The sequence below is a fragment of the Sandaracinobacter neustonicus genome (assembly GCF_006385875.1).
Lineage (GTDB): Bacteria > Pseudomonadota > Alphaproteobacteria > Sphingomonadales > Sphingomonadaceae > Sandaracinobacteroides > Sandaracinobacteroides neustonicus.
The window spans coordinates 1-18516 of record NZ_VFSU01000009.1 but is presented as its reverse complement, the minus strand read 5'-3'; the positions used below and the strand labels follow the sequence as shown (position 1 = coordinate 18516).

At 65.5% G+C, this 18516-nt stretch carries 21 protein-coding genes; 8 read left to right on the top strand and 13 right to left on the bottom strand.

The genetic code is table 11. The annotated features are described in order from the left end of the window. Nucleotides 1-8 precede the first annotated feature (8 nt). Nucleotides 9-464 carry a winged helix-turn-helix transcriptional regulator gene (locus FJQ54_RS00930; protein ID WP_140926443.1) on the bottom strand — a complete coding sequence of 152 codons (456 nt, stop codon included), beginning with the start codon at nucleotides 462-464 and terminating at the stop codon, nucleotides 9-11. A 78-nt stretch (nucleotides 465-542) separates the two neighbouring features. Between FJQ54_RS00930 and FJQ54_RS00925 the strand changes: the two genes are divergently transcribed. Both FJQ54_RS00925 and FJQ54_RS00920 read left to right on the top strand, forming a co-directional pair. Beyond that, the gene (locus tag FJQ54_RS00925; RefSeq protein ID WP_207790332.1) at nucleotides 543-1277 is read left to right on the top strand and encodes an SDR family NAD(P)-dependent oxidoreductase; all 735 of its coding nucleotides are present in this window, start codon (nucleotides 543-545) and stop codon (nucleotides 1275-1277) included. Nucleotides 1278-1288: 11 nt separating this feature from the next. Then, nucleotides 1289-1894, top strand: a complete 606-nt coding sequence (locus FJQ54_RS00920) for a 2-hydroxychromene-2-carboxylate isomerase (protein WP_235890252.1) — start codon at nucleotides 1289-1291, stop codon at nucleotides 1892-1894. Here the strand turns inward: FJQ54_RS00920 and FJQ54_RS00915 are convergent. The 5 genes from FJQ54_RS00915 to rpsU all read right to left on the bottom strand — a co-directional run bounded on the left by FJQ54_RS00915 (nucleotide 1891) and on the right by rpsU (nucleotide 4806). Next, the gene (locus tag FJQ54_RS00915) at nucleotides 1891-2823 is read right to left on the bottom strand and encodes a hypothetical protein (RefSeq protein ID WP_140926441.1); all 933 of its coding nucleotides are present in this window, start codon (nucleotides 2821-2823) and stop codon (nucleotides 1891-1893) included. The two genes, FJQ54_RS00920 and FJQ54_RS00915, sit on opposite strands and share 4 nt — an antisense overlap. A 38-nt stretch (nucleotides 2824-2861) precedes the next feature. Beyond that, entirely contained in the window at nucleotides 2862-3338 is a 477-nt protein-coding gene (locus FJQ54_RS00910; RefSeq protein ID WP_140926440.1) for a DUF805 domain-containing protein, read from the bottom strand. 145 nt (nucleotides 3339-3483) lie between these two features. Next, nucleotides 3484-3975 carry a DUF805 domain-containing protein gene (locus FJQ54_RS00905; protein ID WP_140926439.1) on the bottom strand — a complete coding sequence of 164 codons (492 nt, stop codon included), beginning with the start codon at nucleotides 3973-3975 and terminating at the stop codon, nucleotides 3484-3486. A 106-nt stretch (nucleotides 3976-4081) separates the two neighbouring features. Continuing rightward, entirely contained in the window at nucleotides 4082-4588 is a 507-nt protein-coding gene (locus tag FJQ54_RS00900) for an FKBP-type peptidyl-prolyl cis-trans isomerase (protein WP_140926438.1), read from the bottom strand. 11 nt (nucleotides 4589-4599) lie between these two features. After that, complete coding sequence (gene rpsU, locus FJQ54_RS00895; protein ID WP_140926436.1) at nucleotides 4600-4806, bottom strand: 30S ribosomal protein S21; 207 nt, start codon at nucleotides 4804-4806, stop codon at nucleotides 4600-4602. A 222-nt stretch (nucleotides 4807-5028) separates the two neighbouring features. Between rpsU and FJQ54_RS00890 the strand changes: the two genes are divergently transcribed. Genes FJQ54_RS00890 through feoB form a run of 3 tightly spaced genes read left to right on the top strand, consistent with a single transcriptional unit; the run spans nucleotide 5029 to nucleotide 7888 of the window. After that, complete coding sequence (locus tag FJQ54_RS00890) at nucleotides 5029-5694, top strand: COQ9 family protein (protein ID WP_140926433.1); 666 nt, start codon at nucleotides 5029-5031, stop codon at nucleotides 5692-5694. Between the two features lie 59 nt (nucleotides 5695-5753). Then, complete coding sequence (locus FJQ54_RS00885; RefSeq protein WP_207790331.1) at nucleotides 5754-5993, top strand: FeoA family protein; 240 nt, start codon at nucleotides 5754-5756, stop codon at nucleotides 5991-5993. Continuing rightward, a complete protein-coding gene (gene feoB / locus FJQ54_RS00880) occupies nucleotides 5990-7888 on the top strand; it encodes a ferrous iron transporter B (RefSeq protein ID WP_140926429.1) in 1899 nt (632 codons plus the stop codon). The genes FJQ54_RS00885 and feoB overlap by 4 nt, the downstream gene beginning before the upstream one ends. A 590-nt stretch (nucleotides 7889-8478) precedes the next feature. Here the strand turns inward: feoB and FJQ54_RS00875 are convergent. Next, a complete protein-coding gene (locus FJQ54_RS00875; protein ID WP_140926427.1) occupies nucleotides 8479-9597 on the bottom strand; it encodes a DUF3667 domain-containing protein in 1119 nt (372 codons plus the stop codon). A 75-nt stretch (nucleotides 9598-9672) separates the two neighbouring features. On the opposite strand from FJQ54_RS00875, the gene ssb reads away from it, so the two are divergent. After that, nucleotides 9673-10170, top strand: a complete 498-nt coding sequence (gene ssb, locus FJQ54_RS00870) for a single-stranded DNA-binding protein (RefSeq protein ID WP_140926425.1) — start codon at nucleotides 9673-9675, stop codon at nucleotides 10168-10170. A gap of 117 nt (nucleotides 10171-10287) precedes the next feature. On the opposite strand, the gene FJQ54_RS00865 is transcribed toward ssb, so the two are convergent. The 4 genes from FJQ54_RS00865 to FJQ54_RS00850 are packed head-to-tail and all read right to left on the bottom strand — an operon-like array spanning nucleotide 10288 to nucleotide 14362. After that, a complete protein-coding gene (locus FJQ54_RS00865) occupies nucleotides 10288-11328 on the bottom strand; it encodes an alcohol dehydrogenase family protein (RefSeq protein ID WP_140926423.1) in 1041 nt (346 codons plus the stop codon). A 21-nt stretch (nucleotides 11329-11349) separates the two neighbouring features. Continuing rightward, nucleotides 11350-12576, bottom strand: a complete 1227-nt coding sequence (locus FJQ54_RS00860) for an acyl-CoA dehydrogenase family protein (protein ID WP_140926421.1) — start codon at nucleotides 12574-12576, stop codon at nucleotides 11350-11352. A 12-nt stretch (nucleotides 12577-12588) separates the two neighbouring features. After that, the gene (locus FJQ54_RS00855; protein WP_140926419.1) at nucleotides 12589-13326 is read right to left on the bottom strand and encodes an SDR family NAD(P)-dependent oxidoreductase; all 738 of its coding nucleotides are present in this window, start codon (nucleotides 13324-13326) and stop codon (nucleotides 12589-12591) included. A 10-nt stretch (nucleotides 13327-13336) separates the two neighbouring features. After that, nucleotides 13337-14362 (bottom strand): phosphotransferase family protein, encoded by a 1026-nt coding sequence (locus tag FJQ54_RS00850; RefSeq protein WP_140926417.1) that lies wholly within the window; start codon nucleotides 14360-14362, stop codon nucleotides 13337-13339. Nucleotides 14363-14439: 77 nt separating this feature from the next. Here FJQ54_RS00850 and FJQ54_RS00845 point away from each other — a divergent pair, with 77 nt between their 5' ends. After that, nucleotides 14440-15075 carry a TetR/AcrR family transcriptional regulator gene (locus tag FJQ54_RS00845; RefSeq protein WP_140926415.1) on the top strand — a complete coding sequence of 212 codons (636 nt, stop codon included), beginning with the start codon at nucleotides 14440-14442 and terminating at the stop codon, nucleotides 15073-15075. A 24-nt stretch (nucleotides 15076-15099) separates the two neighbouring features. Here FJQ54_RS00845 and FJQ54_RS00840 read toward each other — a convergent pair whose 3' ends face one another. Together FJQ54_RS00840 and FJQ54_RS00835 are read right to left on the bottom strand one after the other, a co-directional pair. Beyond that, nucleotides 15100-16290, bottom strand: a complete 1191-nt coding sequence (locus tag FJQ54_RS00840; protein WP_140926413.1) for an acyl-CoA dehydrogenase family protein — start codon at nucleotides 16288-16290, stop codon at nucleotides 15100-15102. A gap of 4 nt (nucleotides 16291-16294) precedes the next feature. Next, the gene (locus FJQ54_RS00835; protein WP_140926412.1) at nucleotides 16295-17407 is read right to left on the bottom strand and encodes an acyl-CoA dehydrogenase family protein; all 1113 of its coding nucleotides are present in this window, start codon (nucleotides 17405-17407) and stop codon (nucleotides 16295-16297) included. Nucleotides 17408-17530: 123 nt separating this feature from the next. Here FJQ54_RS00835 and mce point away from each other — a divergent pair, with 123 nt between their 5' ends. After that, a complete protein-coding gene (gene mce, locus FJQ54_RS00830; protein WP_140926410.1) occupies nucleotides 17531-17953 on the top strand; it encodes a methylmalonyl-CoA epimerase in 423 nt (140 codons plus the stop codon). The last annotated feature ends 563 nt before the right edge of the window (nucleotides 17954-18516 follow it).

Below are 18516 nucleotides of genomic sequence, written 5' to 3'. Positions count from 1 at the left end.
GCGGGGCGTCAGCCTGCGGCTGCGCCCCGCCGTTCCGCGATCACGTCGCGCGCCGTCACCGGCTCGCCGCATTCCGAACAGCTGATCACGCTGCGAAACTGCTGGCCGCAGCCCTTATGCCGGTGGCGCACCGGCGGCCCTTCCGGCCCGGCAACCCATTCATCCCCCCAGTGGATCAGCGCCAGCAGCGCCGGATACAGCCCCAGCCCCTTCTCCGTCAGCCGATATTCGTGGCGCAGGGGCTTTTCCTGATAGGGCCGCCGCTCGAAGATTCCGGCCGCCACCAGCGCCTCCAGCCGCTCCGTCAATGTGCGGCGACTGATGCCAAGGCTCGCTTCGAACGCTTCGAAGCGCCGCACCTTCAGGAAGGCATCGCGCAGGATCAGCAGCGTCCAGCGATCCCCCACCGCAGACAGCGCGCGGGCCAGCGAACAATCGGCGGCCTCCAGCTCGGTCCACTTCATGCGCGCGCCTCCTTCTTGACAGCCCGAGAACCCTGCCCGATACAGTTCCAAAAGTAAACTGACTCGGGAGGGAATTGGATGGTGCAGCCGCGCAACGCCAGCGTCGCCGTGATCGGCGCAGGCGATTTCATCGGGGCCGCCATCTGCCGCCGCTTTGCCGCCGAAGGCTTTCATGTGCATGGCGGCCGTAGGCAGGGCGAAAAGCTTGCCCCGCTGGCAGCCGAAATCGAGGCCGCAGGCGGCCGCTTCACCGCGCACACGCTGGACGCCCGCAGCGAGGAACAGGTCATCGCCTTTCTGGACGCAGCAGACGCCGCCGCGCCGCTGGAAGTTGTGATCTTCAACGTCGGCGCGAACGTGAATTTCCCCCTGCTGGAGACGACCGAGCGCGTGTTCCGCAAGGTGTGGGAAATGGCTTGCTACGCGGGCTTCCTCGCGGGCCGCGAAGGCGCGCGCCGCCTGCTGGCGCATGGGCGCGGCTCCTTGTTCTTCACCGGGGCCACGGCTTCCGTGCGCGGCGGCAAGGGCTATGCCGCCTTTGCGTCTGCCAAGGCCGGGCTGCGGCTGGCGGCGCAGGCGATGGCGCGCGAGCTTGGGCCGCAGAATATCCATGTCGCGCATCTGGTGATCGACGCAGGCGTGGATACCGCGTTTGTCCGTGAGCGCTTCGCCGCGCGCGGCGGCGGCGAAATTCCGGAAGGCGCGCTGATGAATCCCACTTCCATCGCAGACACTTACTGGATGCTGCACAACCAGCCGAGAGACGCATGGACGCACGAACTCGATCTGCGCCCCTATGGCGAAACATGGTGAGGAGCCAACCAATGGACGTCACATTCTGGTTCGATTTCGGCAGCCCCAACGCCTGGTTCGCGCATCAGCTGATCCCCGGAATCGAAGCCCGCACGGGGGCGACCTTCACCTATGTGCCCGTGCTGCTGGGCGGCATCTTCAAGGCGACGGGCAATCAGGCCCCCATGCTGGCCTTCGCCAATGTTCCCGCCAAGATCGCCTATCAGGGCCGGGAAATGCAGCGTTTCATCCGCCGCCACGGCCTGCAACGCTTCACCATGAACCCCCATTTCCCGGTGAACACGCTGGCGCTGATGCGCGGGGCCGTCGCGGCAGAGAGCATCGGCCTGCTGAAACCCTATGTGGACGCGATGCTGCCCTATATGTGGGAACGCCCGCGCAAGCTGGACGATCCGGCCATCCTCGCCGAAACACTGGCCGAAGCGGGCCTGCCCGCCGAGCAGATTCTCGTGCTTTCACAAGACCCTGCGATTAAAGAGCGCCTTGTCGCCAACACGCAGGCCGCCGTGGACAAGGGCGTGTTCGGCATCCCCAGCTTCCTTGTGGGCGAGGAATTGTTCTTCGGGAAAGACAGCCTCGCCGATCTGGAGGCGGAACTGCGCGAACTGGCCGCCTAACCCGGAAACTGGCAGGTCAGCACCCACGCCGCGCCGGGCCGGTCCAGTTCCACCGTGCCGCAAAAGCGCAGCACGTCGCGGCCGATCAATATCCACGGCTCGCGGCGGCGGCCCTTTTCCCGCTCCGCTGTCACCACGATGGCGTCCGGGTCATCCTCGCTGTCTCCGGTGATTCCGGCGGCGGCGCGGGCGTCCAGTTCCTCCGCGCGAGCGCGGCTGATGCGGACGACGGGATCGAACAGCGGCAGCCCCTGAAGTTTCGCGCCGGGTTCCGGCCTCAGCAATTCCACCGGAACGGCAAAGGCGGGAACCGGGCTCCACAACCCCACCCGGCCAGTGCGACGCACCATCCCCTCGCTTTCCAGCACGGCGGCGGCGCGGGCGTTCATCACACTGCGTTCGCTGGTGAAATCAAAGATCAGCCGCAGCGTTTCACCGCCCAGATTCAGCTTCACTTCGGCATCCGTTTTCCCGGCGCGGGCCAGCCGGTAAACCTGCCCGCCCGCTGGCGCGCGCAGGTTGCGGATGCGCACCCGATCCGCATCGAAGGCCAACACGGACACGATGCCCTGCTGCGGCGGCACCACCACATCCTTGTCGATCCAGATGGTCGGCAGCTTCTGCATACCGGTGCCGCCGACATCGCCGGAGACGAAATTGCCGCGGATCATCGCTTCCCCGCCCGGAATCTGCGGGTTCTTCACCTTGAACTTGCCGATCAGCGGAAAGGGCTTCAGCCCCAGTTGCTGCGCGGGCGCAAGGTTCAGCAGCAGCGCCTTGTCGAACCCCAGACTCACCCGCACATCGACGCCGCCGCGCTTCATCTGCACGCGTGTCAACGGGATCGGGTCCGCCTCCAGCTCCACCAACGGCACCGGCTTCGCCGCCAGCGGCGCGGCAAGACAGAGCAAAAACAAGGCAGCGCGCATGGCCAAGCTATGCCCCGCCCATGCGCGCCGCGCCAGTGTCAGAACACGCCTTCAGTATAAACCGGGCGCAACGGATCAGGCCCGAAGCGGTTGGGCCCGTCAGTGCCGCGCTTAATCAGCCAATAGAGCAGCAGGCCAATCGTACCGAACCCAACGACTATGGTAACTCCGCCCATTGCAAATGAAGGTTGCGGTTTGGCCGCGCCCGCGAAAAGAAACATCAGAGGGATAAAAGTCAGAAGCGGAAGCAGCATCCACCAGCCACGCCGGTTGCCATCATGAAGGCGGCGGCACGTCACGGACAGGTTTGGCAACATGAACCCAAGGGAAAGAATACCGCTGATCGGCTGAACCTTGTCTGGTCCCACGCCGAAAATCGCGATGTCGATGATGGTCGCTCCACCGACGACAAGGAAATTGAACAGATACCACCACCAATATTCAGATCGCTGCGCCCGGCCAGAAAATGTGGCGTATTTCCGGAAACAGGTCTTGATGGCTTCGCCGAATTCCATGTGCACGCCCCCTCACCATTTGCTTTTTGAAACGCCGTTCTCAAACGAAAACGACGGCCAAGGTGCCCATGCACCCGGCCGCCGTCAATCGGGATATGCTTAGGGACAATTCCTCAGCACGACGCCGCTGAGCGCGGCACCGGTCTCAGAACACGCCATCGACCTGAACAGGCTTCAACGGATCCGGCCCGAAGCGGTTCGGTCCGGCGGTGCCGCGCCTGATCAGCCAGTAGAGCAGCAGTCCAAACGTGCCCATACCTGCCAGGGCCGCAATCGCGATCAGCACTGTGGGCGATCCTATGACAGTGACATCCGATCTCAAGCGCATAATCATGAAGATTACAGATAGTGCAATCACCACGAAAGGAGGCACCATCCACCAGCCGCTCAGGTTGGCGTCATGCAGCCGACGGCTGGTCGCAGCGAGGCTGGGCACCAAAAACGCAGCGGAAACCCCAAGGCCGACAGGCCCGTTCTCGGACCACTCTCTTGAGAAGAGAGCGGCGTCAACGAACGTCGCAGCAACGCTAGCCAGAAGGGTGAACAGGTAAAACCACCAATATTCCGACCGCTGCCCCCGGCCGGAAAATGTGGCGTATTTCCGAAGGCAGGTCTTGATGGATTCGCCGAAATCCATGTGCACGCACCCCTTACCATTTGTTTTCAAACGCTGTTCTGAAACGAAAACGGCGACCAAGGTGCCTATGCACCCGGCCGCCGTCAATCGGGGTGTATCGTGAAGATCAGTTCTTCGGCGCGATGGCCAGCAGCTCCACGTCGAACACCAGAACCGCGTTGGGCGGGATCACGCCGCCAGCGCCCTGCGCGCCATAGCCAAGCTCCGGCGGGATGGTGAAGCGCGCCTTGCCGCCCGGCCGCATCAGTTGCAGCCCTTCGGTCCAGCCCGGGATCACGTCTGCCACGCCGAAGATCGCCGGCTGGCCGCGCTGATAGCTGGAATCGAACACCGTGCCATCGGCCAGACGGCCTTCATAATGCACGGCAACCGTGTCGCTGATGGTGGGCGTCGGGCCTTCGCCCGCCGCCAGCATTTCCACTTGCAGGCCGCTTGCAGTCGTCGTCACGCCGGGCTTCTCCGCGTTGGTCTTCAGGAACTGGCCAGCTTCCCGCGCCGGGGCGCGCTGCGCGGCCGTGCCGGCCACCGCAAGGCTCACCGCGCCAAGCGCCAGCACAAGGCCCGCCACAATCCATTTCCCGAGGCCGTGGCCCCCGGTCGCTGCTTCAGCCATGCTCGGTCAGCTCAGCGCTGGCCGTCGCGCTCGGCGCGCTTGCGGTCCAGCTTGCGGGCGCGGCGGATGGCAGCGGCCTTTTCGCGGGCGCGCTTTTCCGACGGCTTCTCATAATGGCGGCGCAGCTTCATCTCACGATAGACGCCTTCACGCTGCAGCTTCTTCTTGAGCGCCCGCAGCGCCTGATCGACATTGTTGTCGCGAACGATGATCTGCATAAAAGGATCAGCACCTTCCCGGAAAGAATTCAATCAATTAACACCGGCCAGACAGCCCTGCGGCAACCCGAAAAGAATCGGTATCGCCGCCGGTGGCCCCGGCGTCGCTGGCGCGCCCATAGCAAAGCAGGCTCCCACCGGCAAGCGGAACGCGCGACGCCAAACCAACACGCGGCAAGCCGCCGCCTTCCATGCGCTGCCGAAACGCCTTAGAACAAGGCCATGGCCAACCCGCTCTCCCCCGCCGACATGACGCTCGACGAGCTGAAACCCGTGCTCGCCGAAGCCATGCTCCCCCACATTCCGTTCGATGGCTGGGGCCGCACCGCGCTGGAAGCTGCCGCCACCGATATCGGCATCCTGCCCGCCACTGCCCGACTCGCCCTTCCCGGCGTGGCAGAGATGCTGGACACCCACACCGCGCTGGCCGATGCGAAGATGCGCGCGGCACTCGCCACGCCCGAGTTCAACGCGCTGAAGGTGCGGGAGAAAATTACCCTCGCCATCCGCACCCGGCTGGAGCAGGCGGCCTCGCACAAGGAAGCCATCCGCCGCGCCATGCACCTGCTCGCCCAGCCGCAGAACGCCCCGCTCGCCGCCCGCCTGTCGTGGCGCACGGCCGACAGCATCTGGCGCGTTGCAGGTGATACGGCGACGGATTTCAATCATTACAGCAAGCGCGCGCTGGCCGCCGCCGTCTATTCCGCCACCCTGCTCTACTGGCTGAACGACGACAGCGAGGGCAGCGCCGACACATGGGCCTTCCTCGACAGGCGGATCGCCAATGTGATGCAGATCGAAAAGGCCAAGGCCCGCCTGCGCCCCGCCGATGAACGCCCCAGCCTCAGCCGATTCCTCGGCCGCCTGCGCTATCCGGTGGAGGGCTGACCGCGCCGAACGTCGCGGGCGGCTTCCCTTTCCGGGCTTATATTGATAGTCGCTCGCAAGTGACCAATCAGACTCTCGACACGCTCGCCGCCGGCCGCACCGCCAGTGTCGCGGGCATCGCCCCCTCCGCCGGGCCGCTCGCCCATCGCCTGATCGAGCTTGGGTTCGATGAAGGCGCGCTGGTGGAAGTGATCCATCAGGCCCCGCTCGGCGATCCGATCGCGGTCCGCGTCGATGGCTCCGTGGTGGCGCTGCGCCGCGCGCTCGCCCATCATATTCTGCTGGCAGACGCGGCATGACGACAGCCACCGAAAGTCTGAAGCCAACCGCAGCCGCCCGCCGTCAGCCGCTGGTCGCCGTCGTCGGCCACCCCAATGCCGGAAAAACCAGCCTGTTCAATGCGCTGTCCGGCGCGCGGCAGAAGGTCGGCAACTATCCCGGCGTCACCGTGGAGCGGAAATCCGCCGATCTCGCTTTGCCCTCCGGCACCCGCGTGGAACTGCTGGACCTGCCCGGCTGCTACAGCCTGATCCCGCATTCGCTGGACGAAGCCGTTACGCGCGACACGCTGCTGGGCCTGCAACCGGGTGAATCCCGCCCGGATGCGGTGTTGATCGTCACCGATGCCACCAACCTTGCGGCCCATCTGCGCTTCGCGCTGGACGCGATGCGGCTGGGCATCCCCACCGTGATGGCGCTGAACCGCATGGACATGGCCGCACGGGACGGCCTCAGCCTCGACAGCGCGCTGCTGTCTGAAAAACTCGGCATCCCCGTGATCGGCACCGTCGCGGTGCGCAAGCGCGGCCTCGACGAGCTGCTCGCCGCCGTGGAGCGCGCGCTTCCCACATCGGGCACCACACCCGCGCCCCAGCCCGAATTCACACCCGCAGACCCGCGCAAGCTGGGCCGCGAAGCCCGCGCCATCGCCAAATCCGTGACGCTGGCGGAAGGCCAGTCGCGCGCCGCCAGCCGCAAGCTGGACGCCGTGCTTCTGCACCCCGTCGCCGGGCCGATCATCCTCGCCCTGCTGCTGTTCCTGATGTTTCAGGCCGTTTTCTCGTGGGCGGAAGCGCCGATGGGCTGGATCGAATCCGGCATCGCATGGGCACAGGGCATCGTCTCGTCCATCCTGCCAGACAGCGTTTTCCGCTCCTTCCTGAACGATGGCCTGCTGGCGGGCGTCGGCTCCGTTATCGTCTTCCTGCCGCAGATCATCATCCTGTTCGCCTTCATCCTCGTGCTGGAAGGCTCGGGCTACATGGTGCGCGCGGCCTTCCTGATGGACCGGCTGATGGCTTCAGTCGGCCTGAACGGAGCGGCCTTCATCCCGCTGCTCTCCTCCTTTGCCTGCGCCATCCCCGGCATAATGGCCACCCGCTCCATCCCGGACGCGCGCGACCGCCTCACCACCATCCTCATCGCGCCGCTGATGACATGCTCGGCCCGGCTGCCCGTCTATGCCGTGATCATCGCCGCCTTCATCCCGGCCCGATCCGTGTTCGGCCCCGTCGGCCTGCAGGGCCTCGTGCTGTTCATCCTCTACCTCAGCGGAATCCTCGGCGCGATGGCCGCCGCCTTCGTGCTGAAACGCACCGTCACCAAAGGCCCACCCCCCAGCTTCATGATGGAAATGCCCAGCTATCAGCTGCCCGCGCTGCGCGACATTCTGGTCGGCCTGTGGCTGCGCGCAGGCGCCTTCCTGAAGCGCGCCGGCACCATCATCATGGGCGTCACCGTCGCGCTCTGGGCGCTCGCCAGCTTCCCCGCCGTGCCGGAAGGACACCCGCAAAGCCAAGTGGAATATTCCATCGCCGGCCGCATCGGCAACGCCATCGAGCCGCTGGTGCGCCCCATCGGCTTCAACCATGAAATCGCCATGTCGCTGCTGCCCGCCATGGCCGCCCGCGAAGTCGCCGTCGCCGCGCTCGCCACCATCTACGCGCTGGACGCAGACGATGAAGACACCTCCGGCCTGATCGAACGGCTCAGCGGCAGCTGGCCGCTGCCCACGGCCCTCGCCTTCCTCGCCTGGTTCGTGTTCGCCCCGCAATGCCTCTCCACCCTCGCGGTCGTCCGCCGCGAAACCGGCGGCTGGAAATGGCCGCTGTTCATGTTCGGCTACCTCACGGCACTGGCCTATATCGCCGCCGGGGTGACCTATCATGCGGCGATGGCACTGGGGTTGGGTTAGCGGAGGCGGGGGATTTTGCCTCCGGCGGGCAGGGCTCTGCCCTGCACCCGGCAGGGAAATGATTTCCCTGCACCCTCTAAGTTTGCGTTGTGCCGAAACTCCAGCGTCGTGGACGTGATCAGATTCGATTGCCTGCGGCGCTACGCGGCTCTCTCCCCCTGCAAGGGGGAGAGTTGGAGAGGGGGTGTCGCCGGTTGGCCTGATCCACTGACATCACAACAAACCCAAAACCTCCCCACCCGCTCAGCCTGAGTCCTGAGCCTGCCGAAGGGTCGAAGGCCCCTGAACAAGCCCACCAACCACAACCGTCACCCCGGACTTGATCCGGGGGCCAGCTTTCCACCCGCAACGTTGCCAAAGACCAGCTGGACCCCGGATCAAGTCCGGGGTGACGTGTGGAGAGGTGGGTGGAACACACTCCAAAGCGCCGCAGGCACAAAACACTCCACCTCGCGCCAAGCGGATGGCCCCCACCCCAACCCCTCCCCTGCAGGGGAGGGGCTAAGAAAAAGTTCGGGGGTGCAGGGGCGTCACGCCCCTGCCGGGTGGCGGACAGAGCCCGCCCCGCCGGAGGCAAGCCCCAGCACCCCTTAATCCAGCAACCCCAACAACAAAATCCCCACAAAGAACCCCGCCAAAGTCACCACCGCCAGTGTCGCCAGCGCCACGGTCCGCCACGCGGCGGAAAACCAACCCAGCGCATAGCCTTCCTTCAGTTGCGCGAACATATGCGCCACCGGCACCACGATCAGCAGGAAGGCGTAAAAGCCCGATGGCAGATTGGTGAAGCTGCTCAGCAGCATCGCCACCAGCGCCAGCATGGACATGAAGCTGATGGAATAGAGCAGGAAAACCACATGGTCATAGGGTTTCACCCCCCGTTTCCATGCGAACAGCAGCAGCATCCACGGCAGGGACAGCGGCACCAGCAGGAAGGAAAGCTTATACCCCTTCTGCTTCATCTTATAGAACATGAACTCCGGGTCGCCCAGCGCGCGGCGGATCTTGGCCTCCAGATTTTTGTCGGTCAGATTCATCTTCATCTCGCCGCTTTTCGAAGCGTCGCTTAGCGCGCCGATCAGGTCGGTGGCAGACGCCGCCACACCCCCGCTCTCCAGCTGCTTCATCGCGGCATCCGCAACCGTCTGCGCCGTCTCCAGCCGCTTCACCTCGGCGGACAGGTCCGCATTGCCCGGATCGGCTTTCAGCGCGCCCCGCGCGGTCGCTAGCTCTGCATCGACTGTGCTTAGCTCCGCCTTCATCCGCGCAGCAGCGGCTTCGCGATCCTTGCCAGTCATCTGGATCGCTTCGCCATTGTTCAGCACGGGGGTGGGCATGAAGCCGAACACGAGGAAGGTGGTGAAGATCGTCAGCAGGAACAGCGCGACCGGCGCGATGTAACGCGCGCGGTGGCCCATCACATAATCCCGTGTCAGCTTGCCCGGCCGGAAGATCAGCAGCGGCAGCGTGTTCCACAGCTTGCTGTCGAAATGCAGGATGCCGTGTAGAAATTCCTCCACGGCATGCAGCACGGAGCGGTGCAGATGCGCCTTTTGCCCGCAATTGCTACAATAGGCCCCGTGCAGCGGCGCGCCGCAGTTCAGGCAATTGCCTTCATGCACCTCCTCCGTCGCGCGTGACGGATCAATCTCCCGCGCGGCCGCGCCAGCCGTCATCAACGCCCCTGCATCTTCCAGCCCGCTGACCATGGCCGCCGAATCCCTTGCTAGGCCCCCGATTGCTGGCCTATCGCATGGGCCAATTCAAATTGGGAGACAGGCCGGATGGCTGGCAGCGTCAATAAGGTGATCATCGTCGGCAATCTGGGCGCGGACCCGGAAGTGAAAAGCTTCCCGAGCGGCGGCCGGATCGCCAACCTCAGGATCGCCACCTCCCAATCCTGGACAGACCGCGCCACCAACGAGCGCAAGGAGCGCACGGAATGGCACAGCGTGGTGCTGGACAATGACAATCTGATCCGCGTGGCCGAACAATATCTGCGCAAGGGTTCGAAGGTCTATGTGGAAGGCCAGCTGCGCACCCGCAAATGGCAGGATCGCGACGGCAATGATCGCTACACCACCGAAGTCTATGTCGGCCGCTTCCGCGGCGAACTCACCCTGCTGGACAGCCGCCGCGAAGGCGGTGGATCGGGCGGCTATGGCGGCGGAGACGATTACGGCAGCCCGGCGCCTGCGCCTTCCCGCGCCCCCTCCGGCGGCGGCTACGCCAGCAAGCCAGCCACCTCGTTCGACGACATGGACGACGACGTTCCCTTCTAAACAAATGCCCTTCCGGACAGGGGCGAACCCAACAGTCGATTCTGAAGCATCAGGCCCTTGGAACCCAAGGGCCTTTTGCTTTCCCCATTGAAGCGTTTGCGCGCCGCAGGTCGCGGTTCAATCGGGTGTCAGCACCATCTTCAGCGCGCCTGCGTCGCGGGCGTCGAACAGGGCGTAGGCCTCTGTTCCCTTGCTGAGCGGCAGCCGGTGGCTGATATATTTTTCCGGTTTCAGCCGCCCCGATTGCACCAGCGGGAACAGCGTCGGCAGTTCCTCCGGCACGGAACAGGTGCCGGCGCGGAAGGTCTGGCCGCCGACGAAGAAGCGTTCCAGCGGGAAGGCAAAGCGCCGCGATTGCTGCACGCCGATCACTGACACGGTGCCGCGCGCGCGGACCAGCCGCAGCGCAAGGTCGACCGTCTCGTCGCGCCCGACGACCTCGATCGCGCAGTCCAGCCTGCGGCCCTTCGTCGCTTCGCGGATCGTCTCCACCGCTTCGCCCGGATGCAGCGCGATCGCGCCCGCTGCCTCGGCAAGCGCGCGCCGTTCGGCAATCGGGTCGATCGCGTAAACCACATGCGCGCCCATCACGAAGGCGCTTTCCACCGCCATCAGGCCAATCGGCCCCAGCCCGATCACCGCGACGCTGCTGCCCGGCACGATGTCGGCGCTGCGCGCGCCGAACCATGCGGTCGCCAGCGCGTCGGTCATCATCAGCGCCTGTTCGGTCGATACGCCATCGGGGATCAGCACGGCGTTGATGTCGGCGGCGGGCACGCGCACGGCCTCTGCCTGAGAGCCTTGCAGCTTCGCCGACAGGCCATAGCAGGAACCCATGCCATATTCGCAGAGGTTGACGACGCCTGCGAGGCAGTGGCGGCACGCCCCGCAACCGACGGCTGCGGGGATCATCACCTTGTCCCCCACCTTCAGGCGCGAGACGCCGCGCCCCGTCTCCACCACCTCGCCGACAGCTTCATGGCCGACGCAGAAGCCGACATCCTCGGAGAAGCCATGGCCGTGATAGATATGCAGGTCGCTGCCGCAGATCGAGCAGGCGTCCACCTTGATGATCGCGTCCCGGTCGGACTGCGGCGTCGGATCATCCATGCTTTCATAGCGGATGTCGTGCGCGCCGTAATAGCGAAGGGCTTTCATGCGTCGGCCTCCCTGTCCCGCTCAGCGCCGGTTCGCGGCGACATATTCGGCGATCTTCTGCTTGCCGAGTTGCGACATATGCACTTCCTCCGGCCCGTCCGTCAGGCGGACATAGCGGTTGAGCGTGAAGAAATAGGCGATCGGCGTATCATCGCTGACGCCCATGCCGCCATGCGCCTGAATTGCGCGATCCGACACCGTCTGCGCCATCGTCGGCGCGACGACCTTGATCGCGGCGATCAGATCTTTCGCCTGCTTGTTGCCGTAACGGTCCATCGCGTCGGCGGCCTTCAGCGTCAGCAGCCGCGCCATCTCGACTTCGCAGAAGCTGCGGGCGACATCCTGCCGGATGCTGCTCTGATCGGCAAGTTTCTTGCCGAACGCCACCCGGCTGTCGACGCGGCGCGCCATATATTCCAGCGCCCGCTGCGCCTGCCCGATGGAGCGCATGCAGTGGTGGATACGCCCCGGCCCAAGCCGCCCCTGCGCGATCTCGAAACCGCGCCCTTCGCCGAGGATCAGATTTTCCTTCGGCACGCGGACATTGTCGAACCTCAGTTCGGATTCGCCGCCCGGCGAATTATAGGATCCGAATACCGTCTGATTGCGGACAACCGTGACGCCCGGCGTGTCGCGCGGGACGAGAATCTGCGAATGCTGCGCATGGCGCGGCGCGTTGAAATCGGTCTTGCCCATCACGATGAAGATGTCGCAGCGCGGGTGCATCGCGCCCGAAATCCACCATTTGCGGCCGTTGATCACATAATCGTCGCCATCGGGAATGATGGACAGTTCAAGGTTGGTCGCGTCCGACGAAGCGACCTGCGGTTCCGTCATCACATAGGCCGAGCGGATTTCACCGGCGAGCAGCGGCTTCAGCCATTTTTCCTGTTGCTGGGGCGATCCGAATTTCGCCAGCACCTCCATATTGCCGGTATCCGGCGCGGAACAGTTGAACACCTGGCTGGACCATGGCACCCGCCCGAACAATTCGGCAATCGGCGCATATTCCAGATTGGTGAGGCCGGGCGAGAGATCGCCATATTCGTGCGGCAGGAACAGGTTCCACAGCCCTTCGGCGCGCGCCTTGTCCTTCAGCGCCTCCATTCCCGGCCATTCCTGCCAGCGATTGCTCTGGTCATGGACGAAATCATAATAGGCCTGCTCGTTCGGATAGATATGCGCGTCCATGAAGGCTTCGACCTTGGCGAGAAGCGCTGCGACCTTGTCGCTATGTTCGAAATTCATCTGTCAGTTTCCTTAGAGTGAGAGGCCGCCATCGACGATGAGCGTGTGGCCGGTGACATAGGAGGCGAGCGGCGAGGCGAGGAAAATGGCGGCCCCCGCCATATCCTCCGGCGTCCCCATCCGCCGTTGCGGGATGTTGGCGAGCGCGCCTTCCAGCCGCTCCGGGTGCTGCGTGGTGACCTTGGTGAGCTTGGTGTCGACAAGCCCCGGCGCGAGACCGTTGACGCGGATGCCGTCTGCCGCGAAGGCCCGCCCCAGCGTCTTGGTCAGGCTGATCGCGCCCGCTTTCGACGCGGCATAGGCAGGGTTGCCGATATTGGCCTGCAACCCCGAGATCGAACTGACGATCACCATGGAGCCGCGCGCTTCGGCCAGTTGCGCGCGAAACTTGCGGGCGATGTGCATCAGGCTGTCGAGGTTGACGGCCATCACCCGGTCCCACCCCGCACGCTCGAACTCGCCCCGGCGATAGACGACCGTGCCCTGGCACAGGATCAGCACATCCAGCCCGTCGAACGGCAGCGCCACTGCCTCGATGGCGTCGGGATCGCCGACATCGACGGCGCTATAGCCCAGCCCGGACAGGTCGGAGCCGTCGGCGGGATCATAATCGGCAGCGGAAGCGCGGGTGCCCCACACATGCACCTCCGCGCCGCGCAGGCGAAAGCCGTGGGCGATGCCGTTGCCGATGCCGCTCGATCCGCCGACGACCAGCACCCGCCGCCCGGTGAAATCGGTATCGTCTTTCATGCGCATTCCTTCAGCTGATGCGGCGCAACGCGCGCTCGAACAGGTCGATTGTGTGGGCGTGCAGGCGGTCGCCCGTCTCTTTCGGGGCCTTGCCGGCGGCGGCGCGGGCATATGTGCCCTCCAGAATGATCCCCAGCTTGTAGCAGGCCAGCACGACATACCAGTCGAGCGCGGAGAGATCCTGCCCGCTGACGGCGGCAAAATGGGCGACGAGTTCCTGCGGGGTCGCGAAGCCCTCCCAAGGCGTGATCGCCACATCGGTTGCGCGCGGCGCGTCACCTTCGGGCCATGTCGCCAGCAGCCAGCCGAGGTCCAGCAGCGGATCGCCGATGGTGCTCAGTTCCCAATCCACCACCGCCGCGAGGTCGCCGCTGTCCGGGCGGACCATGATGTTGGCGAGGTGGAAATCGCCATGGATGATGCCCGGCCGAAAGCTGGACGGGCGGTGCGCATCGAGCCAGTCGGCGACGCGCTCGACACCCGGAATGGCGGCAGGCCCGGGCCATTCGGCAAAATCGGCATAGCTCTCCAGCTGCGACTTCCAGCGGCCGACCTGCCGCTCCAGATAATTGTCTGGCTTGCCGAAGCCCTCCAGCCCGACGGCGCGAGTGTCGATGGCCCCCAGCGCTGCGATCGCTTCCACCATGGACAGGCCGATACGGTGGCGCATCGCGGCGTCGCCTGCGTGCAGCGCTGGCAGCCCCTGCGTCGGGTTGAAGCCCTCGACCGGCTGCATCAGGTAAAAGGAGACACCCAGTACATCCTCGTCGCCACATGCCGCGACAAGGCGCGGGTGCGGCACTGCAGTGCCCTCCAGCGCGGCCAAAACGCGGGCTTCGCGGCGCATCGTCTCATTCGAATTGGCGCGCAGCACCGGCGGCGGGCGGCGCAGCACATAATCGGCATCGCCACGGCGAAAGCGCATCAGGATATTCTGGGTGCCGCCCGACAGCAGTCGGGCGTCGGCAATCGGCCCTTCGCCGACGCGCTGAGCATCCATCCAGCGCTCCAGCGCGGGGATGTCGACTCCCTCCATATCCCTCCACTCTCCCCGTTTATCCACTTGGATAAATATGTTTGACGCGTCAGCCCGTCAAATGGCAAAAGCGGCAGGTGGCCCGCGATCCTTCCACAACGCAGTCCGAAGCGCCCGCGCATATCAAGGCGGTGGCGCTGAAGCTGTTCGCCGAGCGCGGGGTAGACGGCGTCAGCGTGCGGCAGATCGCCGAGGCGGCGGGGCAGAAGAACCACGCCGCGCTAACCTATTATTTCGGATCGAAGGAGGCGCTGATCCGCGAACTGATCGTCGACGGCGCGCGCCGCATCGACAATCGCCGCAACGCCGCCCTCGATCAGGCGGCAGAATCAGGCGGCCTGCGCAGCGTCACGCAGGTGATGGAGATTCTGGTCGAAACCTCGGTTGATCCCGATCCGCCGGCGTGGGGCGAATGCTACAACCGCTTCGTTGTCGCCCTGCAGTTTTCCAACCGGCCGCTGTTCATGGAGGCGCTCGCGGGGCGCTGGAACTCGGGCTACCAGCGCTGCCTGGATGAAGTCCGGCGGCTGAAGCCCGAAATGCCCGCAGACCTGCTGAACCAGCGGCTGGTGTTCATGGGCGGCGCGCTGGGCGGCATATTGGCAGGCCGCGAAACCGAACTCGCCGACCAGACGCGCGATCACCCGATGTGGTCAGACAGCCAGACCCTGCACCGCGTCGCCCGCGCACTCGCCGCGATCATCGAAGGCTGAAAACAGCTGCGGTCCGCAGCCCCGTCACCCGCTGCGCACCTCCCGGAACGGCATGGTCCGGTCGATCTCCGGTTCCTTGGGCAGGCCCAGCACCCGTTCGCCGATGATGTTGCGCTGGATCTGATCCGTGCCGCCGCCGATAGAGGTGAAATAGGCGTTCAGGCTCAGGAAGTTGGCGTCTTCGGCGCGGGGGTGGTCCGGGCCTTCCAGCAGGCTGTCCGCGCCCAGCAACAAGGTGCGCAGCCGGGCTTCCTGATGCAGGATGCGGCTCATCGCCAGCTTGCCGAGCGACATGATCGGCGAACTCGTACCGCGCTTCAGTTCGGCCTTGGCGCGGGCGTTGTTCATCCGGTTCAGGATTTTCCACGCCGTCACCTGCGCGATCTCCTGCCGGATCAGCGGATCGTCCAGCACGCCCGCCTCGCGCGCCAGTTCCACCAGCGCGCCGTCGCCCTTGGGGCTGCCCTTGCCGCTGCGCGGGCCTCGCGCCGCATCGCCCATCACCGATCGTTCATAGGCCAGCGCCGTCTGCAACACCTTCCAGCCGCCGTTCAGCGGCCCCAACAGGTTGGCGGCGGGCACGAAGGCATCGGTGATGAACACTTCGTTGAAATGCGCCTCGTCTGTGATCTGCCGCAGCGGCCGAACCTCGATTCCGGGCTGCTTCATCGGCAGGAAGAAAAAGCTGATTCCCAGATGCTTGGGCACATCCCAATCGGTGCGGGCGATCAGCATGCCATAATCCGCAATCGCTGCGCCGGAGGTCCACACCTTCTGCCCGTTCACGCGGAAACGGTCGCCCTCAAGGTCGGCCCGCGTGCGCACGGCGGCAAGATCCGATCCCGCGCCGGGTTCGGAATAGAGCAGGCACATGCCCACCGCGCCGGTCAGCAGCTTCGGCACGATCTCGTCGCGGAATTCCGGCGTGGCATAGGCGAGCGCGGTGTTCGCCCACAGATTGTGCCGGTCCTGCCCGGCGCCCGGCGCGCCGACGGCGGCGAACTCGCGCTCGATCAGCCGCCCCTGCGCGGGCGTCATCGCCCGCCCGCCCAGTTCCTTCGGCCAGCTGGGCACGGCATAACCCGCGGCCAGCACCTTCTCCAGAAACGACTGATAGGGGCTGCGGCCGAAACTTTCGGCCTGCACCTTGTCGCGCGGGTTCCAGTTGGCGGCCAGCCAGCCGCGCACCTCGGCGATCAGCTCTTCGTCCGTCATCGGCTCAGCCTCCCAATTGCTGCACGAAACGCTCCCGCATGGCGGCGGACGATCCCAGCAACTGGGCGTCGGCGCGCGCGCGGCGCAGGTAAAGATGCGCGGGATGCACCCATGTGAAGGCGATGCCGCCGTGCATCTGGATGCTGTCCGCCGTGGTCCGCACATAGGCGTCAGCGCAGGCGAAGGCGGCAAGGCTGATCGATTGCGGCGCATCCGCCGCGCCATCGGCCAGCGCCTCAGCGGCATGCCGCGCGGCGGAAATGGCGGATTCGCTTTCCAGCAGCAGGTCCGCCGCCATATGCTTGATCGCCTGAAAACTGCCGATGGCGCGGCCGAACTGGTGCCGATCCCGCGCATAGCCAGTGGTGAATTCGAACACCCGGCGGGTGCCGCCCGCCTGCTCGCCCGCCAGCGCGACCCGGCCCATGTCCAGCGCCTGCTCCACAACCGCCCAGCCATCGCCCGGCGCAGACAGCCGCACCGCCGCCACGCCCTCAAAGCCGATATCCGCAAGGTCCAGCGTGCGATCAAAGGCGGGCAGCGGCGCAACCGACATACCCTTCGCCCCCGCCTCAACCTCGAACAGCGCAATGCCATCCGGCGCGCGCGCCACCACCAGCAACAGGTTTGCCGCAGAGGCATGCAACACAAACGCCGCCTTGCCGTCCAGCCGCCAGCCATTGCCTTCCGGGATCGCCGCCACGGCCACACTCTCGGCCGTCCATTTCGCCGCAGGCCCCGTCAGCGCCACCGCCGCGATGGTCGATCCATCGGCCAGCCCCGGCAACAGCCGAGCCGAAACCGCTTCATCCCCCAGCCCCTGCACCAGCGCGGTCGCGATCACGGTGGAGAGGATCGGCGTGGGGGCCAGCACCGCCCCCAGCTCCTCCATCGCCCGCTCCAGCACCGCCGGGCCAGCCCCCAGCCCGCCATGCGCCGGCTCCACCAGCAGCCCCGGCACCCCCATCTCAGACAGGCGCGCCCACAGGTCCGCGTCATGATGGCCCGGCTGTTCCATCAGCCGGCGCACATCGCCCTCCGTGCAACGATCCGCCAGCAGCCGCTTCAGCGACTCCAGAAAGGCGTCCAGCTCCTCGGCGCTCAGGCTGCTCGTCATCCCTGTCCTTTCGGTTTCTCCCGCTCCCCTCAAACCACGTGCGGCAAGGCCATGATATTCACAGTCTTGGCAGGGGCGCCCCACCCGCCCTATGCCCGGCACGCACCGCAAGAAGGGAACCCCATGAAGATCGGCAGGCTGAATCACGTCGGAGTCGCCACCCCCTCCATCGAGGACAGCATCAGGCTTTACCGCGATTTTCTGGGCGCGACGAAAATCCACGAGCCGTTCGATCTGCCCGAACAAGGCGTGCGCGTCTGCTTCGTGGACGTGCCGAACAGCCAGATCGAACTGATCGAACCACTCGGCGCGGACAGCCCCGTGCACGGCTTCCTCGCCAAAAGCCCCAAGGGCGGCCAGCACCATGTCTGCTTCGAAGTGCCCGACATCATCGCCGCGCGCGACGAACTGCTGGCCAAAGGCGCAACCGTGCTGCGCGGCGGCGAACCCCGCATCGGCGCGCATGGCGTGCCCGTGATCTTCGTCCACCCCAAAGACATGGGCGGCGTGCTGATCGAACTGATGGCGGAGCCGGAGCACCACTGAGGGGCGTTGCGGAGAGGCTCTGCGCGGACAAGACTCCAAGGGCTCTGCCCTTGGAACCCGGCAGGGGCGTGACGCCGCTCGCACCCCCGGACTTTTGCGTAGCCCCTCCTCCTTTAGGCGAGGGGTTGGGGTGGGGGCCATCCGCTTGGCACGTGGTTGGGGTTTATTGCCTGCGGCGCTTTACGTTGGGGCCTGCCCTGCCCACCTCTCCACACGTCACCCCAGACTTGATCCGGGGTCCCGCTTTTCTACTCCAACGTCACCGAAGAACGGCTGGACCCCGGATCAAGTCCGGGGCGACGATGTGGGGGGATAGAAGTCGGTTATAGCTTGCGGCGCTTCCGTTGCGCTTGCTGTGATGTCAGCGGATCAGGCCAACCGGTGACACCTCCTCTCCTACTCTCCCCCTTGCAGGGGGAGAGAGCCCCGTAGCGCCGCAGGCAATCAAATCTGATCACCCGCTCGGCGTTGGAGTGGGGCCACAACGCCAATGTAGAGGGTGCCGGGAAATCATTTCCCTGCCCGCCGGAGGCAAAAAACCGCAGACACACTTCCAACGCCAA